The organism is Amycolatopsis sp. TRM77291 (assembly GCF_054166285.1).
In genome coordinates this window covers 7,928,717-7,950,823 of sequence record NZ_JBSZHF010000001.1, presented here as the reverse complement: position 1 = coordinate 7,950,823, position 22,107 = coordinate 7,928,717, and the positions used below count along the sequence as shown (strand labels likewise).

The following is a 22,107-nucleotide window of genomic DNA, read 5'->3' as shown; positions in this document are numbered from 1 at the left end:
CGGAGCCGGGGGATGTCCGACTTGGGCCGCCTGGGGGCGCGACCCACATCGGACATCGGCGTCCACGTCCGTCCGGGTGGGCTCACCCCGAGCGAAGAACCCGTTCGGTCGTCGACAACACCTACGTGAGCGAGCCCACTGGCCCGCTCACGTGGCGACAACGTAACAGGGCGCACACCGACGGCTACAAGCGCCCCATCATGGCCTTCGCGACCTGCGGTTCCGTCAGCGCGACAGCGGGGTCGAGTCGCGGCCCGCGATGAACGCCGGACGCGGTTCGATCGCGGCGTACGGCTCCCGCAGCGCGTTTTCGACGCTGTTGAACACGAGGAAGATGTTCGACCTCGGGTACGGCGTGATGTTGTTCGAGGAACCGTGCATCACGTTCGAGTCGAACCAGAGCGCGGAACCGGCCTGCCCGGTGAACTGGTCGATCCCGTATTCGGCGGCGAGCGCGGTGATGTCCGCCTCGCTCGGGACGCCGACCCGCTGCTCTTTCAGCGAACTCTTGTAGTTGTCCTCCGGGGTTTCCCCGGCGCACTGGACGAAGGTCCGCTGCGAACCCGGCATCACCATCAGCCCGCCGTTGAACGGGTAGTTGTCGGTGAGCGCGATGGAGCAGCTGACCGCGCGCGGCACCGGCATGCCGTCCTCGGCGTGCCAGGTCTCGAAGTCCGAGTGCCAGTAGAACCCGGTGCCCTTGAAGCCGGGCATGTAGTTCACGCGGCTCTGGTGGATGTAGACCTCGGAGCCGAGGATCTGCCGGGCCCGGTCGAGCACGCGCGGGTCGCGGACGAGTTCCGCGATCAGCTCGCTGGTCTCGTGGACGTCGAAGATCGAGCGGACTTCACCGGTCTTGGCCTCGGTGATCACGCGTTCGTCGTCGCGGTGGTCCCCCGACGACATCCTGACGAGTTCCTGCCAGTAGGTCTGGACCTCGCCCGGCGACAGCAACTGGTCGACGACGGTGTAACCACGCGTTTCGTGGTTGGCGAGCGTGGCCGCGTCCAAGGGACCGTCGGCCTCGGTGCCCCAGACGGTGGGGTGCGTCCTGGACAGGTGTTCGGGCTTACCCGTGATGCGGGTCGGGTAACTGTCGTCGACTCGGGTGTCGGTCAGCGTCAATGCAGTCGCCTCCTCGAGCGATTTCTAGGGTTCGGTGACGAGCGGGTACACGCCGTTTTCGTCGTGGACCTCACGGCCGGTGATGGGCGGGTTGAACACGCAGACGCACTTGATCTCGGTCTTGGGCCGGACCTGGTGCTTGTCGTGGTCGTTGAGCAGGTACAACGTGCCCGGCTTCAGCTGGAAGACCTCGCCGGTCGCGGTGTTTTCGAGCTCACCCTCACCAGAGGTGATGAACACCGCTTCGATGTGGTTCGCGTACCAGAAGTCGTTGACCGTCCCGGCGTACAGCGTGGTCTCGTGCACCGAGAAACCGACGCCCTCCTTGGCCAGCACGATGCGCTTGCTGCGCCAGTTCGGGGTCTTGATGTCGGCGTCGGTGTCGGTGACCTCGTCGAGTGTTCTGACAAGCAACGGAAAACTCCTTCTCGTTCCTGGTTGAGGGCGGTCGGTTCAGGTCAGTTGAGGACTGTTGCGACGGCTTCGTCGATGATCGCGAGCCCCTTCGTGAGCTCGTCGTCGGTCAGGGTGAGCGGCGGAAGGACCTTCATGACCTCGCCGTCGGGGCCGGAGGTCTCCATCAGCAGCCCGCGCTCGAACGCGGCGGCGCAGACCTTGCCCGCGAGGTCGCCGTTGGCGAACTCGATGCCCCGGGCCAGGCCGCGGCCCTTCGCGAACAGGTTCGCGTCCGGGTACGCCTCGACGATGCCCTGGAAGGCGGCGGCGATGCGCTCGCCCTTGGCCTTGGTGGACTTCTCCAGCTCGTCGTCGCTCCAGTAGACGCGCAGCGCCTCGGTCGCGGTGACGAACGCCGGGCTGATGCCGCGGAAGGTGCCGTTGTGCTCACCCGGCTCCCAGACGTCGAGGTCCGGGCGGATCAGCGTCAGCGCCATCGGGATGCCGTAGCCGCCGATGGACTTCGAGAGGCAGACGATGTCGGGCTTGATGCCCGCGTCCTCGAAGCTGAAGAACGGGCCGGTGCGGCCGCAGCCCATCTGGACGTCGTCGAGGATCAGCAGGATGCCGTGCTTCTTGCACAGGTCGTCCAGCGCCTTGAGCCACTCGACGCGCGCGGCGTTGATCCCGCCCTCGCCCTGCACGCCCTCGACGATCACGGCGGCGGGCTCGTTCAGGCCGCTGCCGGAGTCTTCGAGCAGCTTCTCGAAGTAGAGGAAGTCCGGGATGGAGCCGTCGAAGTAGTTGTCGTACGGCATCGGGGTGGCGTGCACCAGCGGGACACCCGCGCCGCCGCGCTTCATCGAGTTACCGGTCACCGAGAGGGCGCCCAGCGTCATCCCGTGGAAGGCGTTGGTGAAGTTGATGACCGATTCCTTGCCGGTCACCTTGCGGGCGAGCTTCAGCGCGGCCTCGACCGCGTTGGCGCCACCGGGGCCGGGGAAGACGACCTTGTAGTCCAGATCCCGCGGCTTGAGGATCTTCTCCTGCAGGGTCTGGAGGAAGTCCCGCTTGGCGACGGTGAACATGTCGAGCGCGTGCGTCACGCCGTCACGCGCGATGTAGTCGATCAGTGCCCGCTTGAGCGCCGGGTTGTTGTGCCCGTAGTTGAGCGCGCCGGCGCCGGCGAAGAAGTCGAGATAGGGCTTGCCGTCCTCGTCGTAGAGGTAGCTCCCCTGCGCCCTGTCGAACACGACGGGCCAGCCGCGGCTGTAGCTGCGCACCTCGGATTCGAGTTCCTCGAAAATGCTCATGACGTTTTCTTTCTCCCTGAGATCCCCGGATTTACGTTCTATTGACTGCTGAGCGGACCGATTCGGTACAGGTCCTCCTGCTCATGCGTTCCTTCCTCGGCCGGGAAATCCGTCGCGGAGAACAGATCCTGGCGTTCCACGGTGGCGTTCCACCGCTTGGCGAACGAGGCGAACAACCGGATCGAAGCCTCGTTGTCCGGGGTGATCGTCGTTTCGAGGTACCGGACGCCCTGGGCGGTCAGCCGGCCGAACAGCTCGTCGAGCAGAGCTCCGGCCAGGCCTTTTCCTCGCTGGGACGCGTCGACCGCGACCTGCCAGACGAAGCCGACGTCCTGCTTGCGGTACCCGATCACGAAGCCGACCGGCGTGCCGTCGACTTTCGCGACCACCGACGTGTCGGCGAAATCGTGGCACCACAGCAAATAGGCGTAAGGCGTGTTGAGATCGAGCTTCTTCGAATCGCGGGCGATTCTCCAGAGCGCGGCACCGTCTGCCTTGGTCGGATTTTCGATCAAGTGCTTTCCGGACATGTCCAAGAAACGTACCGGAGGATTCGGGCGCGGTCAGATCAGCGCGGCGGCGGCAACGCGGCTACCTGCAACAACCCTGAAACACACGTGACAAAGGTAACGGTAACGTTTGAAGCGCAGCACTTGTGGGTAAGGCCGCTCCGCTGCGGTCTCACTGCATGTGACGATACCAACCGTTACCGCTTCGTCGCAGGCTCAGGGCACTATTCGGCATCCGATTCCGCTATTCACGACGCCGCTTGCGACCCACGAGCGAACCGAGCGGCGTCCAGATGGCGGGCAGGACGAGCAGCAGGCAGACGACCAGCCACCAGACCGGCGCCTCGCCGCGCCGCCAGCCCGCGACGACGTCGCCGAGCCAGCCGAACAGCGGGTCGCGCACCGGTGGCAGGAACGCGGCGAACAGCAGGGCCGCCACCACCAGCACACCGAGCACCGTGAGCACCATCCGCCACGTCTTGCGCAACGTCATCAGGCTCACCGCCAGGAACACGATGGCGCCCGCGGCCACCGGCACGCCGACCCACTGCAGGACGGGACCGCCTTGTCCACCGAGGACGAACCCGGCCAGCACGGTGATCAGCGCGGCGAGCACGTTCCACGGCGACGGCAGGGTGGCCGCCCCGCGCGTGATCCACCACGCGCTGCGCCCGGCGGCCTTGGCGAAGGTGGCGGCGGGCTGGACCGATTTCGGCACCCTGGTCGCCCCGGCGGCCGCGTTGAGCCCGGCGGCACCGGCCTTGACCAGCGTCTTCGTCAGGAGCATCGTCCCGCGTTCGTGCTCGAACCGTTCGCCGGAGACCTGGCACGCCTGGAACGCGCGCTGGGTCTGCTCGTCGGTTTCGGGTTCGTTCTCGACGAGTCTCCTGAACCGTTCCGACGGTTTTCCGTTCCCCTTGGCCGTTTTCGCGTCGTGTCCGCAGTGGAGGCCGACACACGGCAGCTCCTCGCGCGCGATCTCCAGCTGCCGCACCCTGGCGAGCACCATCGCCGTCACCGGCATGCTGACCGGAAGGCCTGCTTCTCCCTCCACATCGGCCAGTTCGCCGTCCAGGCCGAGGAAAGCCAGTTCCCCGGCCAATTGCGCCCGCAGGGCGTCCGCTTCCTCTTGTGACAGCCCGTCTTCCGTGCCGGGCTGCCGCCAGCCGATCTCCTTGAAGGTGTCCCGCACCTGCGTCCGGAACGCCTCCCGTCCGACGACGTCGCGCAACAGGCGCAGCCGTTTCGGGTCCAGCAGGCACTGCACTAGCCAGCCCGCGCCGTCGACGCGGCCCCACATCCAGTCGTTCGCCCGCCAGGACGCCTTGTAGAACGCACCGAAGTAGTCGGCCTGCATCCCGGTGAGCTTGTCCCACGAACGGCGCCGCTTCATGTCCAGCAGCGTCCGCGAATCCGCGCTCACCTGGACGAGATCGACCCGCTGGTCGACCGAGGGCGGCTGCGCGAGCAGTCCCCGGGTCGCGATGTGCAGGCGCACGAGCCGCGAGGTGACGATGGGATCGCCGGCGCTTTCGTCGTCCGAAGTGAGCCCGGTCCAGGCCAGCAGCGTGCTGACCGTGTCGGCGGCTTCGGTGTCGGGTTTCGCCTGTGCCAGCGGCAAAAGGATCGGTGTGGCCTGCCGGAGGGCGGCGACGACGAGCGGCCACGCCTCCTTCAGCGTGTCCGAACGGCCGAGCGCGGCCCATTCCTTGGCGAGGCCTTCGATCCAGGCCGCCAATGTGACGTCGGAGGCGGGCGGCTCCTGTTCGGTGACCCAGCCCGCGAGCCGCTTGCCCCGCGCGGCCTTGTGCCGCGCTTCGTGCAACAGCACGCGGCAGCGGTTGAGCTGCACCGCCTGTTCCGGCGCCGGATCGAGCCGGAAACCCGCGTTCACCAGTTGCAGTCCGGTGGCCACCGAATCGTCGAGCGCGGTGGTGCGGAAGGCGACCAGGTCCGCGAGTTCGCAGCCGTCCTTCGGCGGCTCGGTGGGCAGGCCGTCCCGCAGCCCGGCCGCCGCGGCCGCGCGCAGCTGCGCCGCCGTGCCGGACGCCCACTGACGGTCCTGATCCTCCACATCGGACAGTGAGAGCCTGCGGGTCGCCTCACGGACCAGCGCGGTGGCGTCCTCCTGCACCCGCCGGTCGCGGTAGTCGTTCATCAGGCGCTGGTCGACCAGCGAGTCCGGGCCGCCGCGAACCCCCATCGCGGCAAGGGAAACGCGGGTTCCCCTGGTGCGGACGACGGCGTCGTTGTGCCTGGTCAGGTCCTCCAGCTCGGCGCTGATCGTCTGGCTCAGCACGGTGCCGACGACCTTGCTGAGCGCGCTGCCCAGCAGCGGGGGCCGCTCCGGATCGACCGCGACCCGCTCGGCTTCGCGTTCCGCCGTCGGCACCACGTACAGCAGCAGCCGCCGGACGTCCGAATGGGACTGCCGCTCGAAGATCTCCCGCAACGCCGGGCGCAACGGCTTGTTCAGCAGCACCCCGCCGTCGGTGAGCCAATGCGAACGGGTGACGTCGGTGTACTTGGTCATATCCGGATGCAGCGGGCCGGTCTTCTCGCCGATCGGCATCCGGGAGAGCTCGAACGCGCCGGGGAACGACGCGGTGGACCGCGCGGCGAGCGCGAGCGGGCCGACCACGTCGTCCGTCCACAAAGGAGCGTCGAAGCGGAACAAGAGGCGGTGTTCGGTGTCCCGCACCAGGTTTCCGAGCGCGTCGTCGAACCTCGTCGTCTCGCCGTCGATCATCGTGCCGGTGAGCAGCACGGTGATGTCGGGACAGTCGGGTTTCACCGTCGCGTTGTCGGTGATCCGGTGCAACGCGTCCTTGAGATCGCCGAGCAGCACCTTGTCGCCGTCGAGCAGCGAACGCGGTTCCTTCTCGCCGGGGTCACGGATCAGGTTGTCGAGCGAGCCCGTGCTGATCCACGTGTCGCGCAGCACCTGCGGGCTCGACCGGAACGCCTCGGCCAGCCCGAGGCACGCCGCGTTGATCCCGCCGGCGCTCGTGCCGGTCAGCACGTCGAGCGAAACCGTGGCGTTGAGCAGATCGAGCAAGGCCCGGTACGGGCTTTTCGATTCCGGCGTTCTCGACGCCTGCAACAGATGCGAGGTCTCGGTGGCGACCCCGCCCATCCAGACCGCGAGGCTCGCCCCGCCCACCATGGTCATCGCAAGCCGGATCTCCTGCGGCCACGGGCTTCCCGCGTCGGCCATGTGCGCCCTCCCCAAGGCTTTGTGCAGGGGCACTCTAGACCGGACGGAGGATCCCGGGTACCGCCGATGAGGCAGCCATCCGCGCGTTTCGTCCTCTGGATGCGGTCCTTGCGCGTGCAACTACCGCATCCAGAGGACGAAATGCGGGGAGTCAGGCGGCGAAGTGCTCCAGCAGCAAGACCTGCGCCTCGCCGACGGCGAAACCCAGGACGGCACCGGTCGCGATCAGTATCCATTCGTCCTGCTGGAAGGCCGGCCGCAGCAGGCCCTCGAACTCGCGCGGCGAAAGCTCCTTCATCTTCGTCACCAGCACGTTCCGGATGTCCATCGCGTCGGTCGCGTAGTCCTCGATGTACCGCATGGTGTCCGGCAGCTTGTCCATGATCTTCTCGGCGATGTTCAGCTTCATGTCCTGATACCGCTTGCTGCCGACGGCGAACACGACCAGCGGTTTCCCGACGCCGACGCGGCGCCCGAGCTGCTCGTCGAGCTGGCGCTGGATCAGCCCGAGCACGCGGTCCGACAGCGGGCCGTGCAGCACCGCCTCGATCACGTTGTGCGGGGTGATGATCTCCTTCGCGATCAGCGCGCCGTACGCCTCCGCGACCTCACCGCGCCGCTTCAGGAACAGTCCCTGCCAGCGCACACCGAAGTACCGGCGTTCCTCGATCGGGTAGAAGATCATCCGCAGCGCGAGCCAGTCGGTGAACCAGCCGGTGAAAAGCCCGAACAGCGGCATGATCAGCGGGAACTTGAACAGCACCCACGCGACCATCTGGATGATCCCGATGAGCCCGCCGAAGAAGATGCCGGAGCGGGCGATGAACTTGAACTCCTTGTCGCCCGCCTCCTGGAAGATCCGGTTCAGCAGCCGTTTGTCCTTGACCAGTGCGGTGACCACCATGCCCTTGAGGTCGAACACACTGTCCACATCGGACTTGATCAGCTCCAGCACGGCCGCGACCATCCGCGGCGTCTCGGCCTGGACGCGCTGGATCACCAGCCGCTGCATGCCCACCGGCAGGGATTCCCAAAGCCCCGGCTGATAGTGGGCGGCGACATCGCGCACGATGTCCTCGACGGCCGCCTGGAGCGGTTTTTCGATCTCCTTGGCGATTCTCTGCGGATCGAGCCGGGCGACGACCTCGGCCGGTTTGATCAGCTGCTCGGTCATCGTGTCGCAGGCGATGCTCGCCATCCGGGCGGCGCGTTTGGGCACGATGCCCTGCCAGCCGAGGAAGGGTTTGATACCGACGAACTCGACCGGCTGGAACATCATCCGGATCGCGACGAGTTTGGTGGTGTAGCCGATCAGGGCGGCGACGATCGGGATCGAGACGTAGATCGGCCAGTGCTGGGCGAAATCGGCGAGGATGCCGTCGAGGAACGCGCCCATGCCGGGGTCAGCCGGCGCTCGGGTCGCAGGCCTGCCAGAACTGGGCGCCGAGGCGGGAAATATGGACCGTGCGCTTCACGAACTTCGCCCGTTTGACCGACTTCTCCGCCTCGCGGACGGTCTCGTCGGTCAGCAGGATCTCGTACTGCGTCTCCAGCGCGGGCACCTCTTCGTCCAGCTCGACCAGGCCGAGCCCGATCAGCCTGGTGAGGTAGCCGGGCACCTGGTCCGTCAGCGACACCCCGGCGGCCTTGCCGACGGTGGAAGCGTTGCGGAGCACGAACCGGCCGGCCGCACCGAGGCTGGTCCGCTCGGCGACGTCGACGGCCGGGAACGGCGAGCCGTCGGAGAGCGCGGAAAGGATGCGGGCCTCGTCCGGGGTGAGTTGCCGCAGGATGATCGCGTAGAGGTATTCGCGGGCCCGCTCGCGGCCGAAGCCGATGGAGTGGTTGAGCAGTTCCGCCATCGCCGCGCGCAGCGGTTCGAGCTGGGCGCGGGTGTGCACGAGGGTGATGGTCGCCTCGACCGGCCGCGAACCGTTGGTGTCGGGCCGGTTCATCGCGGACGCGGCGGTGAGCGCCGCGTGGTACGGGTCGTCGACCTCGTCGAGACGGCGGCGCAGCTCCGAAAGCAGCTGCCGCTCGCCCTGTTTGACGATCTGTTCGGCGATCTCGACACCGGGGAGTTTGCGGGTGAACTCGAAGCCCGTGCGCGCGGCCCAGCCCGCCAGCTGTCCCGCTCGTTTGGCGAAAGCGGCCAGGTCTTCACCGGCGGGTCGATCGTTGCTCACGGGCACTCCCCTCGCGTTCGCGCTGATGCTACCTGCGAGTAGGCCGAATGGCCGAAAATGTGATGGACCTGGGTGTTTGGATGGTCACCATGAGCTTCACGCGCTGGGGTCCGCCGATCGACGTCCTCCCGCTGTTCGCGCGGGAGGAGCAAGCCCTGCTCGACGTGCTGACGGGACTCGACGCGGATCAGTGGGCCGCGCCGACGGTGTGCACGGGCTGGACGGTGCACGATCTCGCCGCCCACATCCTCGGCGACAAACTCGGCAGGCTGTCCCGCGACCGCGACGACTACCGGACGACGGCACCGCGTGAGGGCGAACGCTTCGGCGACTTCATCGACCGGATCAACGACGAATGGGTCGTCGCGTGCCGTCGGCTGTCCCCCGAAGTGCTGTTCGCGATGCTGGTGGACAGCACCTCGCAGATCGCCGAGATGTGGGGCCGTGCCGACCTCGACGCCATCGGCGAGCCGGTGAGCTGGGCCGGGGACGAGCCCGCGCCGGTCTGGCTCGACGTCGCCCGCGAGTACACCGAGTTCTGGGTGCATCAGCAGCAGATCCGCGAAGCGGTCGGCGCGCGGATGCTGGACGAGGCGGAGTTCCGCGGTCCGGTGGTGGACACCTTCATGCGGGCGCTGCCGCACACCCTGCGTGACGTCGACGCGCGCACCGGCAGGCAGGTCGCCTACACCGTCACCGGTCAGGGTGGCGGGAAGTGGACGGCGCGGCGGACCGCCGACGGCTGGGAACTCGACCGGGCCGCGCCGACGTCACGCGCGCCGCTGGCCTCGGTGACGACGGACGCGGACACCTTCTGGCGGCTCTGCACCCGGAATCCGGCGGACCGCGGCCGCGTCACCGCCGAGGGCGACGAAAACGTTTGCGCCGCCCTGTTCGGGATGACGTCGATCATCACATCGAGTAACGGCTGACCTTCTCCGGCCGGATGACGAGCCGCACGAGGTCGAGGGTCTGGATCCCGGCGAGCTCGCCCGCGTGGGCGGGGTCGTCGAGGTCCCAGTAACGCGCGCCGAGCCGGGCGGCCAGTTCGTGCGCCCCGTCGGGCTCGACCGTGACGCCGCCGGAGACGGAGACCCAGCGCTCGCGTTCGCCCACCGGCGCGGCCACGATGATCGACGCGCGGGGGTCGTCCTTCAGCCGCCGCACCTTGGGTGAGTCGCGGGGCGTGAAGAGCTGGATCGTGCCGTCGCCGTCGGCCTCGAACCACACCGGCCGGACCGCGCCGTCGGCCACGGTCAGGAACCCGTGCAGCGGCCTGCGGAGGAATTCGAGGTCGTCAGAAGTCAGCATGAGCTCGATTCAACACGGCGGATTCGGACGATCCCATAGGTGAAAGACCGGATCGCCTGTGTATTCGTCTAACCTCGGCCTGGTGGACGTGTTCAGTGACCTGATCCGCGGGGTGCGCTCCCACGGTTCGTTGTTCGGCAGTTCGACCCTTTCCCCGCCGTGGAATCTGCACTTCGTGGACGGCGCGCCGCTGACCCTGTGCGCGGTGCTCACCGGCGCGGGCTGGATCGTCCCGGAGGACGGCCCGCCCGAGCCGCTTCGCGCGGGCGAGTCGGTCATCGTGCGCGGCCCCGCGACGTTCACCTTCGTCGACGAGGTCGGCACCCCGGCCGAGCCGATCGCGTGCGGAGAGGACTGCGCGACGCCCGAGCAGGGCGGGACCCGGCACCGGCTGGGCTGGGTCGACGACCCGGGCGGCGAGACGACCTTGATCGTCGGCGCGTACCCGGTGCGCGGCGAGATCGGCCGCCCGCTGCTGGACGCGCTGCCCGTCGTGCTGCGCGTGGACTCCGGCGGCGCGGGCGACCCCGTGCTGGAGCACCTCGCCGCCGAGGTCGCCGTCGACGCGCCGGGGCAGCAGGTGGTCCTCGACCGGCTGCTGGACTGGCTGCTGGTCTGTTCCCTGCGCGAGTGGTTCGAGCGGCCGGGCGGAGAGCCCCCGGCGTGGTGGGCAGCGCAGCGGGATCCCGTGGTCGGCGACGCCCTGCGCCTGCTGCACGCGGAACCGGCGGCACCGTGGACCGTCGGCACGCTGGCCGGGCGGACCGGGGTGTCCCGGTCGACGCTGGCCAAACGGTTCGCCGACCTGGTCGGCGAACCGCCGCTGACCTACCTCACCCGCTGGCGGATGACCCTCGCGGCGGATCTCCTCGCCGGTCCGGAGCCCGCGACCATCTCCGACATCGCCCGCACCGTCGGCTATTCCGACGCGTTCGGGTTCAGCGCGGCGTTCAAACGCGTGCGGGGCGTCAACCCGAGCGAGTTCCGGCGCGGGGTCCCTCAGCGCAGCTGATGCCGTGACTTCTTGGCCTGCTTGCGCAACTGCAGGATCCGGGCACCGCCGACGAGCGCGACCAGCACGCCACCGGCGATCACGGAGAACAGCATCGCGACCGCCAGCGGCATGCTTCCGGACATGCCGAGGAAGTGCACGGTGGCCGTGTCCTGGTTCTGCAGGATGAACACGAGCAGGAACACCAGCACGATCAACGCCACGATGACGGCGATCCAGGTGCCGCTCACCCGCGTCCGTTTGAGTTTCGGGCCGGCTTCGAATTTACCGCTGTGGCGTGCGCCGCCCGCGGTGTCGGACGGCGTGACGGGAACCTGGGCGGCGCCCTCCTCCGGCTGCGTCATGCTGGACAGTGTCCGCCGAAGCGGGCTTGATCGCGCTCTCAAGCGTCCGAACGGGTGACCTCGTCCGCCGCGCGCAGCACGCGCAAGGTGTTCTTCCCGGCCAGCTTCGCGCAGTCCTCTTCACTCCAGCCGCGTTCCAGAAGGGCGGCGAAGAGCACCGGGTACTTGGAGACGTCTTCGAGACCTTCGGGCAGGGTCGCGACTCCGTCGTAGTCGCCGCCGAGTCCGATGTGGTCGACCCCGGCCACTTCGCGCGCGTGCTCGATGTGCGCGACGACGTCGTCGATACCCGCCTTCGGCTTCTCGGGACCGCCTCGTTCGGCGGTGAACTTCGTGCGCTGGTCGATGTTCCGGTAGTCCTTGCCCGCGGCTTCCATGTCCTGGCGCAGCTGGTCGTCCCACTCGGCGACCTTCGGCGAGATGAAGCCCGGCACGAACGTCACCATCGCGACGCCGTCCTTGGCCGCCAACGTCTCCAGGACGTCGTCGGGGATGTTGCGGGGATGGTCGTTGACCGCGGTGCAGGACGAGTGGCTGAAGATCACCGGCGCGGAACTGACCTCCAGCGCGGCCCGCATCGTGCTCGGCGCGACGTGCGAGAGGTCGACCAGCATGCCGATCTTGTTCATCTCGCGGACGACGTCGCGGCCGAATTCGGTGAGCCCGCCGTGCTCGGGTTCGTCGGTGCCGGAGTCGGCCCAGGTGGTGTTGTAGTTGTGCGTCAGCGTCATGTAGCGGACGCCGAGGCGGCGCAGGATCCTCAGCACGCCAAGGGATTCGGCGATGCTGTGGCCGCCCTCGGCGCCGAGCAGCGACGCGATCTTGCCGTCGCGGAAAGCGCTTTCCGCCTCGTCGGCCGTGTCCACGAGGGTCAGGCGATCGGGGTAGCGCTCGGCCATCTGGTGCACGACCTCGATCTGTTCGAGCACCGCCGTCACCGCGCTGTGTCCCTCGAACTGGCAGGGCACGTAGACGGACCAGAACTGCATCCCGAGCCTGCCTTCGGCGAGCTTCGGGAAGTCGGTGTGCAGATGCGGCTGACGGACCGTGAGATCCGTACCGGCCACGGCCTCGACCGGATCCGGCCCGGTCGTGACCCGCAGCTCCCATGGCAGATCGTTGTGCCCGTCCGCGAGGAGGACCCTGTCGAGCAGGGCCTGGGCGCGGACGAGGTCCCCGTTAGTCATCGGCCGATGCTACGTTCGCGTGCTTTGCTCTCCCCGCCATGGGTTGAGCCACCCCGCGGCCGCTACCAAACCGTTGCCGGTGACCTGGTGCCCGCCGGGATGCCGGTGGGCGACGACGTCCGCGCCGCGTTCGCGCAGGTCACGGACGAGCGTGTCCGCCGAAGCCAGCGGCGCCATCGGATCGTGCTCGCCGTTCGACAGGAAGACCCTCGTTCCGGACAGGTCGTTCCGCGGCGGGGAAGGCACCGGCGACATCGCCGCGAACAGAGCCGCCTCCTTGACGGCGTCCGGGCGGAGCAGGGACACCGCGGCGGCGATATTGGCGCCGTTGGAGAACCCGATGGCGACCAGCCGCCGGTCACCGAGGCCGTACTCCGCCCGCGAGGCGAGCACGAAATCGGCCAGCTGGTTCGCGCGGAAGACGACGTCCTCGTGGTCGAAAACGCCTTCCGCCAGCCTGCGGAACCACCGCGCCGCACCGTGTTCCGACACCGGCCCGGCCGGCGCGAGCAGCGCCGACGCCGGGCTCAGCTGCCGGGCGAGCGGCACGAGATCGTCCGGGCCGCCGCCGGTGCCGTGCAGGAGCAGCAGCACCGGCTCGTCGGCCGCCCCTTCGACGTACTTGTGCTCCAAGGCGCTCATCGCGGGTTGTTCTCGCTCGGCAGGTCCAGCTTCGGCAGCATGGCCTCGATGTCCTCGCGTTTGGGCTCCAGCCACGGCGGCAGCTTCAGCGCGCGGCCGAGCTCCAGCAACGGCTCGTCGATCGCGAAACCGGGTTCGTCGGTGGCGACCTCGAGCAGCGTGCCGCCCGGCTCGCGGAAGTAGATCGAGCGGAAGTACTGACGGTCCAAAATGGACGTCACGTTCACGCCGTCGTCGATCAGCTCGTCGCGCCAGGCGGCCTGGGTGTCCTCGTCCGGCGCGCGCCAGGCGACGTGGTGCACGGTGCCCGCCGCCACCAGCCCGCGCGGGGCGTCCGGTGTGACGAGGACGTCGACGAGCGCACCGGGGCCGCCCTCACCGGCGGAGAACCGCAGGCGGTTGCCGTCCTGGTGGACGAAGGTCAGACCGAGGCCGTCGGCCAGCATCCCGGCGGTCGCGTCCTCTTTGGACACCGAAAGCGTGACGGAGTGCAGTCCGCGGATGGCGTGCTCGGCGGGGACCAGTTTCGTGTCCCACGGGTCACGCGGGTCGCCCTGCGGATGCGCGACGAGCGCGAGTTCGAGGCCGTCCGGGTCGAGGAAGGTGAGCGTCTCCTCGCCGTCGGCGTTGCGGAGCTGGCTGGTCTCGACGCGGTTCTCGGCGAGGTGCCGCTTCCACCAGCCGAGCGAGGACTCCGGCACGGAGAACGACGTCGTGGTCGCCTGGCCGGTGCCGTGACGGCCCTTCGGCGCGTCACGCCACGGGAAGAACGTCATGAGCGAGCCCGGCTTGCCGGACTCGTCGCCGTAGTAGAGGTGGTACGTGCCGGGGTCGTCGAAGTTCACGGTGGTCTTCACCAGCCGCAGGCCGAGTGCCCGGGTGTAGAAGTCCGCGTTGCGCTGGGGGTCGCCACCGATGGCGGTGACGTGGTGCAGGCCCGAAGTCTTGATCGACATGGTGCCCCTCCTCTGGGAGCCGGTGAACTCAAGCTAGCCCGATAACCTCTCGCGCGCAAGATATATTCCAGGAAGAGTTCTTGGTGTACCCTCGCTCGCGTGACAGTGGCGAAACCGGAGGAACCGGACGACGACGAAGTGGTCACGTGGTGGGGCCTGGTGATCGAGGGCTACCTGGCCACCCAGAACAAGCTGATGGGCGAGATCGCCGAACGGTTCGGCCTCGCGCCGGCGTCGTTCGACATCCTGCTGCGGCTCGTGCGGTCGCCGGAGCACCGGATGCCGATGACTCGGCTGGCCGTCGAGGCGGCGCTGTCGAGTGGCGGGTTCACCAAGGTCGCGGACCGGCTGGTCGCCGCGGACCTGATCTGCCGCGTGCCCAGCCCGGACGACCGCCGCGTCACGTTCGCGGCACTCACCGCCCACGGTCTCGACGTCGCCGAGAAGGCGAGGGAAGCGTGTGCCGAGATCCTGCGGCGCATCGTCCTGACCCCGCTCGGGGACGGCGCGCACGACCTGGCCGAGGCCATGCGGACGCTGCGCACCGTCAACGGCGCTTGACACCTACCGCGTTCAGTCCTCTGGATGCGGTACTTGCGTGCACATGGACCGCATTCAGAGGACCAAATGCGGCGGGGCGGGGGTCTGGACCTCGTACATGTCCCGCACCAGCTCCCGGATCACGTTGCGGCGGATCTTCCCTGTCGCCGTCTTCGGCAGTTCGCCCAGCTCGACGATGCTCCGCGGCCGTTTGAACGACGCCAGCCCGGCCCGGCAGAACTCGATCAGCTCGTCCGCGTCCAGCCTGCCGCCGGGCACGCCGACCACGCACGCGACCGGTTTCTCGATACCGTCGGCGTCGAAGGCGGCCACCACCGCGACCTCGGCGACCGCCGGATGCTGCAGCAGCCTGTCCTCGACCTCGGCGGGCGACACCCAGATCCCGCCCGGTTTCAGCATGTCGTTGAAGCGTCCGAGGCAGGTGTAGCTCCCGTCGGCGTTGCGCACGAAGCTGTCGCCCGTCCGCAGCCATTCGCCCTGGAAGACGTGCTTCGTCGTCTCGTACCGCGCCCAGTACCCCGTCGCGATCGACGGCCCGGCGACGAACAGTTCACCGGGCTGCCCGTCCGGCACCGGCTCGCCCTGTTCGTCGCGCAGCGCGATCTCGTAGCCCGGCACCGGCACCCCGGTGCTGCCAGGCCGGACCTGCCGCGGCCGGTTCGTCAGGAAGATGTGCAACGCCTCGGTCGAGCCGATCCCGTCCAGGATCTCGACGCCGAAGCGGTCGCGGAACCGTTCGTACAGCACGGCGGGCAGCGGCTCGCCCGCCGAAACCGCTTGGCGCACCGAGGAGAACGTGTCGTCGGGGATGTCGCTGGCGAGCAGCGCGGCGTAGAACGTCGGGACGGCGAAGAACAACGTCGGCCGCTCCGCGCGGACCCTGGCGGCGATCAGCCCCGGGGTCGGCCGCGCCGGTTCGAGCAGGGTCGTCCCGCCCGCCGCGAGCGGGAAGAAGGCCGAATTCCCCAGGCCGTAAGCGAAGAACAGCTTCGGGACGGACAGGAACCGGTCGTTCGGCCCGATGTCCAGGACGCCGCGCGCGTACGTCTCGCAGACCGCGCGGATGCTCGCGTGCCGATGCATCGCACCCTTCGGCTTGCCCGTCGTTCCCGACGTGTACAGCCAGAGCGCGGGCGAATCCTCCCAGGTCGGCGCCGGCCGGAAACCAGCTTCGTCCACTGTGGACAGATCGCCCCACTCGTGCGCGCGGACGCCGGGCGGCAGTTCGGCCACCTTGGCCCTGTCCAGCACGACGTCGGTGACCTCCGGCGCCAGCCCCAGCGCGACCGTCGCCTGCGCGGCGAACTCGCCCGAAACACACAGCACCCTCGCCCGCGAATCGGCGAGCAGTTTGCCGAGGTCCAGCCCGGTGACCATGGTGGACACCGGCACCGCGACAGCTCCGGCCAGCATCGCGCCGAGGATCCCGGTGAGCAGTTCGACGTCGTCGACCATGCAGAACAGGACCCGCTCCTCCGGGCGGACGCCGATCGCCTTCAGCCCCGCCGCGACCCGGTGGCTTTCGGCCGCCAGCTCCGCGTACGTGAGGCTCCGCCTCGGGGAAACGACGGCGTCCTTCGCCCCGTGCCCTTCCGCCAGATGCCGGTCGAGCAGGTAGCTCGCCGCGTTGAACCCGGTAGCAGCAGCGGTCACGGGCGCACCTCTATCGCTCAGCTCAGGTAAACGTATTCGTAGTCGAACGGTTTCCCATTGATGCCCTGGCGTGGCGGCGCCACCCAGCTCGCGATCTTTCCTCGCTCGTACACCGGGTGCATCAGCGATCGGACGAAGGACAGGTCTTCGGGAGTGGGCAGCCACTTGCGTTTGCCGGCCAGCCAGGTCCGCTCGTCGACAACGGTGCCGTCGGGCGTCACATGGTGGCCGGAGTTTATGCCGACTTCGCGATTGAATCCAGGGTGCGGGAGGACGAATCGGAAGTCGACGCCCGCCTCCTCCAGGATCTTGTTCCAGCGGTTGACGCCGGTCTGGCAGTCGGCGCGGTACTCCTCGCGCAGGTCGAGGTTCAGCAGCAGGATGGCCGCGAGTTCCTCGGTCTTCCAGGTGCCGTCGGCCCTCGGCCGGGACAGCGATCCGGCGGCGTCGGTGAGCTTGTGGTCGTCCTTGCGGCGGGCCTCCTGCCAGCGGCCTTTCAGCCCGGCGGTGTAGTAGTTCGCCGCGTTGGTCGACGTCTCGCCACCGAACAGGTCGAGCGAGACGGTGTAGTGGAAGTTGAGGTAACGCTGGATGACGTCCAGCGGGATCCCGCCGTGCCCGGCGATGTCGAAGGTGTCGTGCTCGCGGATCAGTTCGGCACTGCGGGTGACCACGCGGTCGACCCCCGTCGTGCCGACGAACATGTGGTGCGCCTCTTCCTTGAGCATGAATTCACAAGTGCGGGAAAGCGGGTCGAAGCCGCTTTCCTTGAGGGTGCCGAGCTGATATTTGCCATCGCGATCGGTGAAATAGGTGAACATGTAGAACGCGAGCCAATCCGCGGTCTCCTCGTTGAAGGCGCCGAGGATGCGGGGCGCGTCCGGGCTTCCGGAGTTCCGGAGCAGCAATCCTTCCGCTTCGTCCCGGCCTTCGCGGCCGAAGTAGGCGTGCAGCAGATACACCATCGCCCACAGATGTCGGCCTTCTTCGACGTTGACCTGGAAGAGGTTCCGCAGGTCGTAGAGGCTCGGCGCGGTGAGGCCGAGCAGTTTCTGCTGTTCGACCGACGCCGGTTCGGTGTCGCCCTGGATCACGATGAGCCGCTGCAGATCGGCACGGTATTCGCCGGGCACCTGCTGCCAGGCGGGCTCGCCCTTGTGCTCGCCGAAGCCGATGACCCGGTCCGGATCCGGCTCCGCGAGGAAGATCCCCCATCGGTAGTCGGGCACGTCGACGTGGTCGAAATGCGCCCAGCCGTCCCGGCCGACGCTGACCGCGGTGCGCAGGTAGACCCCTTGCGTCCGCAGCGCGGGGCCCATTTCGCCCCACCAGTCCAGGAATTTCGGCTGCCAGCCCTCCAGCGCCCGCTGGAGGCGCCGATCGCCGGAGAGGTCGACGTTGTTGGGGATCTTGGCGTCGTAATCGATCTTGGTGGGCATGAGCTGTTCAAACCCGCTTCCTGTCGAAGACGGCCTTCTGACCGGTACCGTAGCGACGCAGCGCCCCCTCGGGGCCCGATGCGTTCGGACGAGTGAAGATCCAGTTCTGCCAGGCGGCGAGCCTGCCGAAGATCTTGCTTTCCAGTGTCTCGGGACCGACGAACCGGTGGTTCGCCTCCATTCCGGTCAAGGCGTCCGGGCTGAGCGAAGCCCGTCCTTCCAGCGCGATCCGGATCTCGTCCTCCCAGTCGAGGTCGTCCGGGGCGTCGGTGACCAGGCCGAGTCCGTTCGCCTCGGCGGGGCACAGTGGCTTGCCGCGGACCTCCGCGAGCCTCGTGACGTGCTCCGGGTCGCCGAAGAAGCGGGATTCGAGGCGCGTCAAGCCGTTGCCCATCGGGAAGCGGCCGAAGTTGGCCTCGGACAACGTGATCGACGCACGTTCTTCACTGTCTTCGTCGTCGATCGGCGGACCGTCCAAGATGTACTGCCGGTCCGCGGCGAGCGCGAGTTCCAGCAGGAGCCCGGCATAGCAGCTGCCAGGCTCGATGAGCGCGATCAGGCTGCGGCTGGTGACGTCCAGCCGCTTCAGCGTCCGCTTGAAATAGTGGACGATTTCGTTGCTCAGACAGTCTTTCGCGTCGAACACGGCGCGTTCGTGTTCGAGGACCTTCGCCGGATCGCCTTCGGTGCGGAGCACCCACGTGCCGAGCTCGGGTTCGTTGGTGCGCAGGCGAAGGATCGCGTCGTCCAGTTCGCGGGTGACGTCCAGCAGCCAGCCGTCGTCGTCCTCCGGCCCCTTGACGGTGATCGTCGCCTCGGACTTGCCGCGCGCGATGTCGACATAGCGATGCGTCAGTGGCTTCAGTTCGACGCCTTCGCCGTCGAGCCGCTCACTCGTCCGCGCGAACTCCTTCGCCCTGGCCAGCACGGCTTCGCGGAACCCTTGCCGTGGCACGAGTTCGTCGACGAGCCGCCAGTCGACGGCGGTCCGCCCCTTCACCCCGTCGGGACGGGTGGCGAAGACGTCGGCGAGGTCCCGCCGCACGCCGCGTTTGTCGACCACCCTGGTGAGCCCGCCGGTGCCGGGCAGGACGCCGAGGAGCGGCACCTCCGGCAGCGCGACGGTCGAGGAATTGTCGTCGACCAGCAGGATCTTTTCGCAGGCGAGCGCGATCTCGTAGCCGCCGCCGGCGCAGGTGCCGTTGACCGCCGCGACGTAGATCTGCCCGGAGTGCGCGGTGGCGTCCTCCATGGCGTTGCGGGTCTCATTGGTGAACTTGCAGAAGTTCACCTTCCACTCGTGCGACGACGAGGCCAGCATGCGGATGTTCGCGCCGGCACAGAAGACGTTGTCCTTCGCGCTGGTCACGACGACCACGCGGACCTCGGGATGTTCGAACCGCAGCCGCTGCGTCGCGTCGTACAACTCGATGTCGACGCCGAGGTCGTACGAGTTGAGCTTGAGTTCGTAACCCGGCACGAGCCCGCCGTCCGCGTCGACGTCGAGTTCGAGCCACGCGATGTCGCCGTCGATGGACAGGTTCCAGTGCCGGTAGCCGCTGGGATGACGTTCGAACGTCACCGATGTGGTCCGCGTCACCCATCCGATTGTCTACACGGTACTGATCAGCGTCAATGTTGTGTAGAAAGTTGGTCAGCCGAGGTCACCCGGTTGAGCTTCGTCGCCGCCCAGACCACGAACGCCCACAGCAGCAGCGCGGCCGCCGTGTCGGTGTAGATCGTGGCGAACCAGAAGGCCGGGATCTGCGGCACGGCGACCAGGAAGTGGCCGAGGCTCGCGAGGCCGGACAGCGAATAGACCATCAGGAAGGCGAGCGCCCGCCAGTACCGTCCGCGCAGGTAGTCGCGGTAGCCGAGCACGCCGAAGACGGTGAAGAGGACGTACGCGACGACGACCAAGGTGGCGGCCATGCCCACCGAGACCCCTTCGACCTGCGGATAGTCCGCGGCCCGGATCACGTTGTGCGCGTAGTGCAGCGTGGTGGACAGCAGCGTGAAGGCGAGGATCAGCCGTAACGCGGTGAGTCCCCGGTCTTGAAGAGTTTCCATGTTCGCCCCCTTGCGACTTGATAGATCGCTCTAGCGAGAGCGTAACGCACGGTCCGAGGGAGGTGAAGGGGACTTTCGTCCTGTGCGTTGGGTGCCCCGAACCCACACACACACCTCACCCCGTGTAGCGACCGTGTCGATTTCAGGACGCCAGATGTCCTGAAACCCACACAGTCACCTGAGGGAGCAGGGGACCTTTGCTACCACCCGCCCCCGGCGTCGCCCCGAGCACAGGAACCACACCACCTCAAAAATGTCGGTGGGTGCGCGTAGAGAAGGAGGAGTGCCCGAAGCGACCGTGCCCCTGATCGGGGTCGAGAACCTCAAGATGCCCGAATGGGCCATGGTCGACGAGACCGTGGCCTCGGCGGGGATGGTCAAGGCCATCCGAACGCTTCCGTCCGCCGTGGCCATCGTGCTGCGGCTGGCCTGGCGGACGTCGCCGCGGCTGACCCTGCTCGCCGGCGTCGTCCACCTCCTTTCCGGCTGTGTCACGGCGTTCGGCCTGCTGGCCACGGCGAACGTGTTCATCGCGCTGCTGGAGAACGGGCCGACGCCGGAGAGGGTGCTGCAATCGCTGCCCGCGCTGCTGATCGTCGTCGGCACGTACGCCTTGCGCGCGCTGCTCGACACGGCGGTGGCCGCGGTCGAGGGCGCGCTCCGGCCGCGGGTCGTGACGTCGGCGGGCGACGAGGTCACCGCCGCGATGGTCCGCGTCCGGCTGCTGGCGTTCGAGGACGCGGATTTCCGTGAGCTGGCGCGGCAGGGCGCGCGGTACGGGGTCCGGTCGATCGAGATGAGCCTCCGCTGGCTCGCGGATCTGACGTCGGCGCTGATCTCGCTGCTCGCCGCGCTGGTGGCGGCGGGCCTGCTCAACCCGTGGCTCGCGCCGGTGCTGCTGCTCGCGGCGGTGGCCGACGGCTGGGCTGCGGCGAAGGTCGCGAAGCTGAACTACCGGCACTATCTCGACACCGTCGGCCGCAACATCCGGAAGGGGATCGTCGAGGAGGTCGCGACGTGGCGCGAGTTCGCGCTCGAACGGCACGCCCTGACGCTCCAAGAGCCGTTGCTCGCGGAGTACCGGCGGATCACCGACAGCCTGATGCGCGAAGAGGTCCGGCTCGCGCATCGCAGCAACATGGTCCGCCTCACCGGTCGCGCGGCGGCCGGGGTCGGCACCGCGATCGCGTATCTCGTGCTCGGCCTCCTCCTCTACACCGGCCAGATGGAGCTCGCCCTCGCCGGGACGGCCGCGCTCGCCATGCGGACGGCGTCGAATTCGCTGTCCATCACGATGCATGCGGTGAACTCCCTGTACGAGGAGTCGTTCTACATCGCCTTCTTCCACCGGCTGCTGGTGGAATCCGGGAAACGCGGCCCGGTGAAGGGCGGGGTCGCCGCCCCGCCGGATCCGGCGGAGATCCGGCTGGAGAACGTCGGTTTCACCTATCCCGGCCAGGAGAACCCCGCGCTGAGCGAGGTTTCGCTGACCATTCGGCGCGGCGAGGTGGTCGCGCTCGTCGGGGAGAACGGTTCGGGCAAGACCACGCTGGGCAAGCTGCTCACCGGGCTCTATCCGCCTTCGGAGGGAAAGGTGTACTGGGACGACGTCGATCTCGCGGGTGCCGATCACGAGTCGGTGCACGCCAACATCGCCGTCATCGCCCAGGATCCCGCCGAATGGCCGATGACCGCGGAGCACAACGTGACCGTCGGCAGGCTCGGCCGGGAAGACCCGGAGCGCGCCGCGTGGCGCGACGCGATCATCTCCTCCGGCGCCGACGAAGTGATCGATTCCTTGCCCGCCAAGGAGAAAACCGTGCTGTCCAAGAAGTTCGACGACGGGCAGGACCTTTCGGGCGGGCAGTGGCAGCGGATGGGCATCGCCCGCGGGATCTACCGTGACGCCGCCGTCCTGGTCGCCGACGAGCCGACGGCCGCGCTCGACGCGAAGGCCGAGGCGAGGGTCTTCGCGGGGCTGAGGCACGCGAGCGTTTCCGGGGCGGGCAGGCGCACGACGATCCTGGTGACCCATCGGCTGGCCAACATCCGCTCCGCGGACCGGATCCTCGTGCTGGACAAGGGACGGTTGATCGAGCAGGGCACGCACGCCGAGCTCATCGAGGAAGGAGGCCTCTACCACGAGCTTTACGAAATCCAGGCTCGCGCGTATCGCGGCGGATGAG

At 68.2% G+C, this 22,107-nt stretch carries 20 protein-coding genes; 4 read left to right on the top strand and 16 right to left on the bottom strand.

What is annotated here, in order from left to right; all coding sequences use genetic code 11:
• Positions 1–225 precede the first annotated feature (225 nt).
• From thpD to ACXIZN_RS37235, 7 genes are all read right to left on the bottom strand, one after another.
• Positions 226–1,125 (bottom strand): ectoine hydroxylase, encoded by a 900-nt coding sequence (gene thpD / locus ACXIZN_RS37265; protein WP_457959540.1) that lies wholly within the window; start codon positions 1,123–1,125, stop codon positions 226–228.
• A 24-nt stretch (positions 1,126–1,149) separates the two neighbouring features.
• Positions 1,150–1,539 (bottom strand): ectoine synthase, encoded by a 390-nt coding sequence (locus ACXIZN_RS37260; RefSeq protein ID WP_007033454.1) that lies wholly within the window; start codon positions 1,537–1,539, stop codon positions 1,150–1,152.
• 44 nt (positions 1,540–1,583) lie between these two features.
• Positions 1,584–2,834, bottom strand: coding sequence for a diaminobutyrate--2-oxoglutarate transaminase (gene ectB / locus ACXIZN_RS37255; protein ID WP_457959539.1), 1,251 nt, complete (start codon positions 2,832–2,834; stop codon positions 1,584–1,586).
• Between the two features lie 38 nt (positions 2,835–2,872).
• Positions 2,873–3,364 (bottom strand): diaminobutyrate acetyltransferase, encoded by a 492-nt coding sequence (gene ectA / locus ACXIZN_RS37250; protein WP_192743858.1) that lies wholly within the window; start codon positions 3,362–3,364, stop codon positions 2,873–2,875.
• A gap of 223 nt (positions 3,365–3,587) precedes the next feature.
• The gene (locus ACXIZN_RS37245) at positions 3,588–6,560 is read right to left on the bottom strand and encodes a patatin-like protein (RefSeq protein WP_457959538.1); all 2,973 of its coding nucleotides are present in this window, start codon (positions 6,558–6,560) and stop codon (positions 3,588–3,590) included.
• Between the two features lie 151 nt (positions 6,561–6,711).
• Entirely contained in the window at positions 6,712–7,956 is a 1,245-nt protein-coding gene (locus tag ACXIZN_RS37240) for a DUF445 domain-containing protein (RefSeq protein WP_457959537.1), read from the bottom strand.
• Between the two features lie 7 nt (positions 7,957–7,963).
• A complete protein-coding gene (locus ACXIZN_RS37235) occupies positions 7,964–8,746 on the bottom strand; it encodes an Abi-alpha family protein (RefSeq protein ID WP_457959536.1) in 783 nt (260 codons plus the stop codon).
• Between the two features lie 80 nt (positions 8,747–8,826).
• Between ACXIZN_RS37235 and ACXIZN_RS37230 the strand changes: the two genes are divergently transcribed.
• A complete protein-coding gene (locus ACXIZN_RS37230; RefSeq protein WP_457959535.1) occupies positions 8,827–9,678 on the top strand; it encodes a maleylpyruvate isomerase family mycothiol-dependent enzyme in 852 nt (283 codons plus the stop codon).
• On the opposite strand, the gene ACXIZN_RS37225 is transcribed toward ACXIZN_RS37230, so the two are convergent.
• Positions 9,659–10,057, bottom strand: a complete 399-nt coding sequence (locus ACXIZN_RS37225; protein WP_457959534.1) for a pyridoxamine 5'-phosphate oxidase family protein — start codon at positions 10,055–10,057, stop codon at positions 9,659–9,661. The genes ACXIZN_RS37230 and ACXIZN_RS37225 overlap by 20 nt on opposite strands.
• Before the next feature lie 82 nt (positions 10,058–10,139).
• On the opposite strand from ACXIZN_RS37225, the gene ACXIZN_RS37220 reads away from it, so the two are divergent.
• Positions 10,140–11,069, top strand: a complete 930-nt coding sequence (locus tag ACXIZN_RS37220) for an AraC family transcriptional regulator (RefSeq protein ID WP_457959533.1) — start codon at positions 10,140–10,142, stop codon at positions 11,067–11,069.
• Here the strand turns inward: ACXIZN_RS37220 and ACXIZN_RS37215 are convergent.
• From ACXIZN_RS37215 to ACXIZN_RS37200, 4 genes are read right to left on the bottom strand one after another with little or no spacing between them, the layout of a single operon-like run.
• Entirely contained in the window at positions 11,057–11,413 is a 357-nt protein-coding gene (locus ACXIZN_RS37215) for a lipopolysaccharide assembly protein LapA domain-containing protein (RefSeq protein ID WP_457959532.1), read from the bottom strand. The genes ACXIZN_RS37220 and ACXIZN_RS37215 overlap by 13 nt on opposite strands.
• Before the next feature lie 38 nt (positions 11,414–11,451).
• Positions 11,452–12,600 carry a dipeptidase gene (locus ACXIZN_RS37210; RefSeq protein ID WP_457959531.1) on the bottom strand — a complete coding sequence of 383 codons (1,149 nt, stop codon included), beginning with the start codon at positions 12,598–12,600 and terminating at the stop codon, positions 11,452–11,454.
• A 9-nt stretch (positions 12,601–12,609) separates the two neighbouring features.
• Positions 12,610–13,242 (bottom strand): alpha/beta hydrolase, encoded by a 633-nt coding sequence (locus ACXIZN_RS37205; RefSeq protein WP_457959530.1) that lies wholly within the window; start codon positions 13,240–13,242, stop codon positions 12,610–12,612.
• On the bottom strand, positions 13,239–14,198 hold the full coding sequence (locus ACXIZN_RS37200) for a ring-cleaving dioxygenase (RefSeq protein WP_457959529.1): 960 nt from the start codon (positions 14,196–14,198) through the stop codon (positions 13,239–13,241). The genes ACXIZN_RS37205 and ACXIZN_RS37200 overlap by 4 nt, the downstream gene beginning before the upstream one ends.
• 99 nt (positions 14,199–14,297) lie before the next feature.
• On the opposite strand from ACXIZN_RS37200, the gene ACXIZN_RS37195 reads away from it, so the two are divergent.
• Positions 14,298–14,759, top strand: coding sequence for a MarR family winged helix-turn-helix transcriptional regulator (locus ACXIZN_RS37195; RefSeq protein ID WP_457959528.1), 462 nt, complete (start codon positions 14,298–14,300; stop codon positions 14,757–14,759).
• A gap of 54 nt (positions 14,760–14,813) precedes the next feature.
• On the opposite strand, the gene ACXIZN_RS37190 is transcribed toward ACXIZN_RS37195, so the two are convergent.
• The 4 genes from ACXIZN_RS37190 to ACXIZN_RS37175 are packed head-to-tail and all read right to left on the bottom strand — an operon-like array spanning position 14,814 to position 19,921.
• Entirely contained in the window at positions 14,814–16,412 is a 1,599-nt protein-coding gene (locus ACXIZN_RS37190) for a benzoate-CoA ligase family protein (protein WP_457959527.1), read from the bottom strand.
• Positions 16,413–16,429: 17 nt separating this feature from the next.
• A complete protein-coding gene (boxB, locus tag ACXIZN_RS37185; protein WP_457959526.1) occupies positions 16,430–17,851 on the bottom strand; it encodes a benzoyl-CoA 2,3-epoxidase subunit BoxB in 1,422 nt (473 codons plus the stop codon).
• A gap of 7 nt (positions 17,852–17,858) precedes the next feature.
• Positions 17,859–19,451 carry a 2,3-epoxybenzoyl-CoA dihydrolase gene (gene boxC, locus ACXIZN_RS37180; protein WP_457959525.1) on the bottom strand — a complete coding sequence of 531 codons (1,593 nt, stop codon included), beginning with the start codon at positions 19,449–19,451 and terminating at the stop codon, positions 17,859–17,861.
• 32 nt (positions 19,452–19,483) lie between these two features.
• Positions 19,484–19,921, bottom strand: a complete 438-nt coding sequence (locus tag ACXIZN_RS37175) for a hypothetical protein (RefSeq protein WP_192743874.1) — start codon at positions 19,919–19,921, stop codon at positions 19,484–19,486.
• A gap of 283 nt (positions 19,922–20,204) precedes the next feature.
• On the opposite strand from ACXIZN_RS37175, the gene ACXIZN_RS37170 reads away from it, so the two are divergent.
• Positions 20,205–22,106: an ABC transporter ATP-binding protein gene (locus tag ACXIZN_RS37170; protein WP_457959524.1), complete on the top strand. Its 1,902-nt coding sequence runs from the start codon at positions 20,205–20,207 to the stop codon at positions 22,104–22,106.
• The last annotated feature ends 1 nt before the right edge of the window (position 22,107 follow it).

What these genes read in the sequence shown, in the direction of transcription:
- ectB (WP_457959539.1), bottom strand. Translation starts at nt 2,834, where the DNA reads ATGAGCATTTTCGAGGAACTCGAATCCGAGGTGCGCAGCTACAGCCGC.
- ectA (WP_192743858.1), bottom strand. Translation starts at nt 3,364, where the DNA reads ATGTCCGGAAAGCACTTGATCGAAAATCCGACCAAGGCAGACGGTGCC.
- ACXIZN_RS37245 (WP_457959538.1), bottom strand. Translation starts at nt 6,560, where the DNA reads ATGGCCGACGCGGGAAGCCCGTGGCCGCAGGAGATCCGGCTTGCGATG.
- ACXIZN_RS37240 (WP_457959537.1), bottom strand. Translation starts at nt 7,956, where the DNA reads ATGGGCGCGTTCCTCGACGGCATCCTCGCCGATTTCGCCCAGCACTGG.
- ACXIZN_RS37230 (WP_457959535.1), top strand. Translation starts at nt 8,827, where the DNA reads ATGGTCACCATGAGCTTCACGCGCTGGGGTCCGCCGATCGACGTCCTC.
- ACXIZN_RS37225 (WP_457959534.1), bottom strand. Translation starts at nt 10,057, where the DNA reads ATGCTGACTTCTGACGACCTCGAATTCCTCCGCAGGCCGCTGCACGGG.
- ACXIZN_RS37215 (WP_457959532.1), bottom strand. Translation starts at nt 11,413, where the DNA reads ATGACGCAGCCGGAGGAGGGCGCCGCCCAGGTTCCCGTCACGCCGTCC.
- ACXIZN_RS37210 (WP_457959531.1), bottom strand. Translation starts at nt 12,600, where the DNA reads ATGACTAACGGGGACCTCGTCCGCGCCCAGGCCCTGCTCGACAGGGTC.
- ACXIZN_RS37205 (WP_457959530.1), bottom strand. Translation starts at nt 13,242, where the DNA reads ATGAGCGCCTTGGAGCACAAGTACGTCGAAGGGGCGGCCGACGAGCCG.
- ACXIZN_RS37200 (WP_457959529.1), bottom strand. Translation starts at nt 14,198, where the DNA reads ATGTCGATCAAGACTTCGGGCCTGCACCACGTCACCGCCATCGGTGGC.
- boxB (WP_457959526.1), bottom strand. Translation starts at nt 17,851, where the DNA reads ATGCCCACCAAGATCGATTACGACGCCAAGATCCCCAACAACGTCGAC.
- ACXIZN_RS37175 (WP_192743874.1), bottom strand. Translation starts at nt 19,921, where the DNA reads ATGGAAACTCTTCAAGACCGGGGACTCACCGCGTTACGGCTGATCCTC.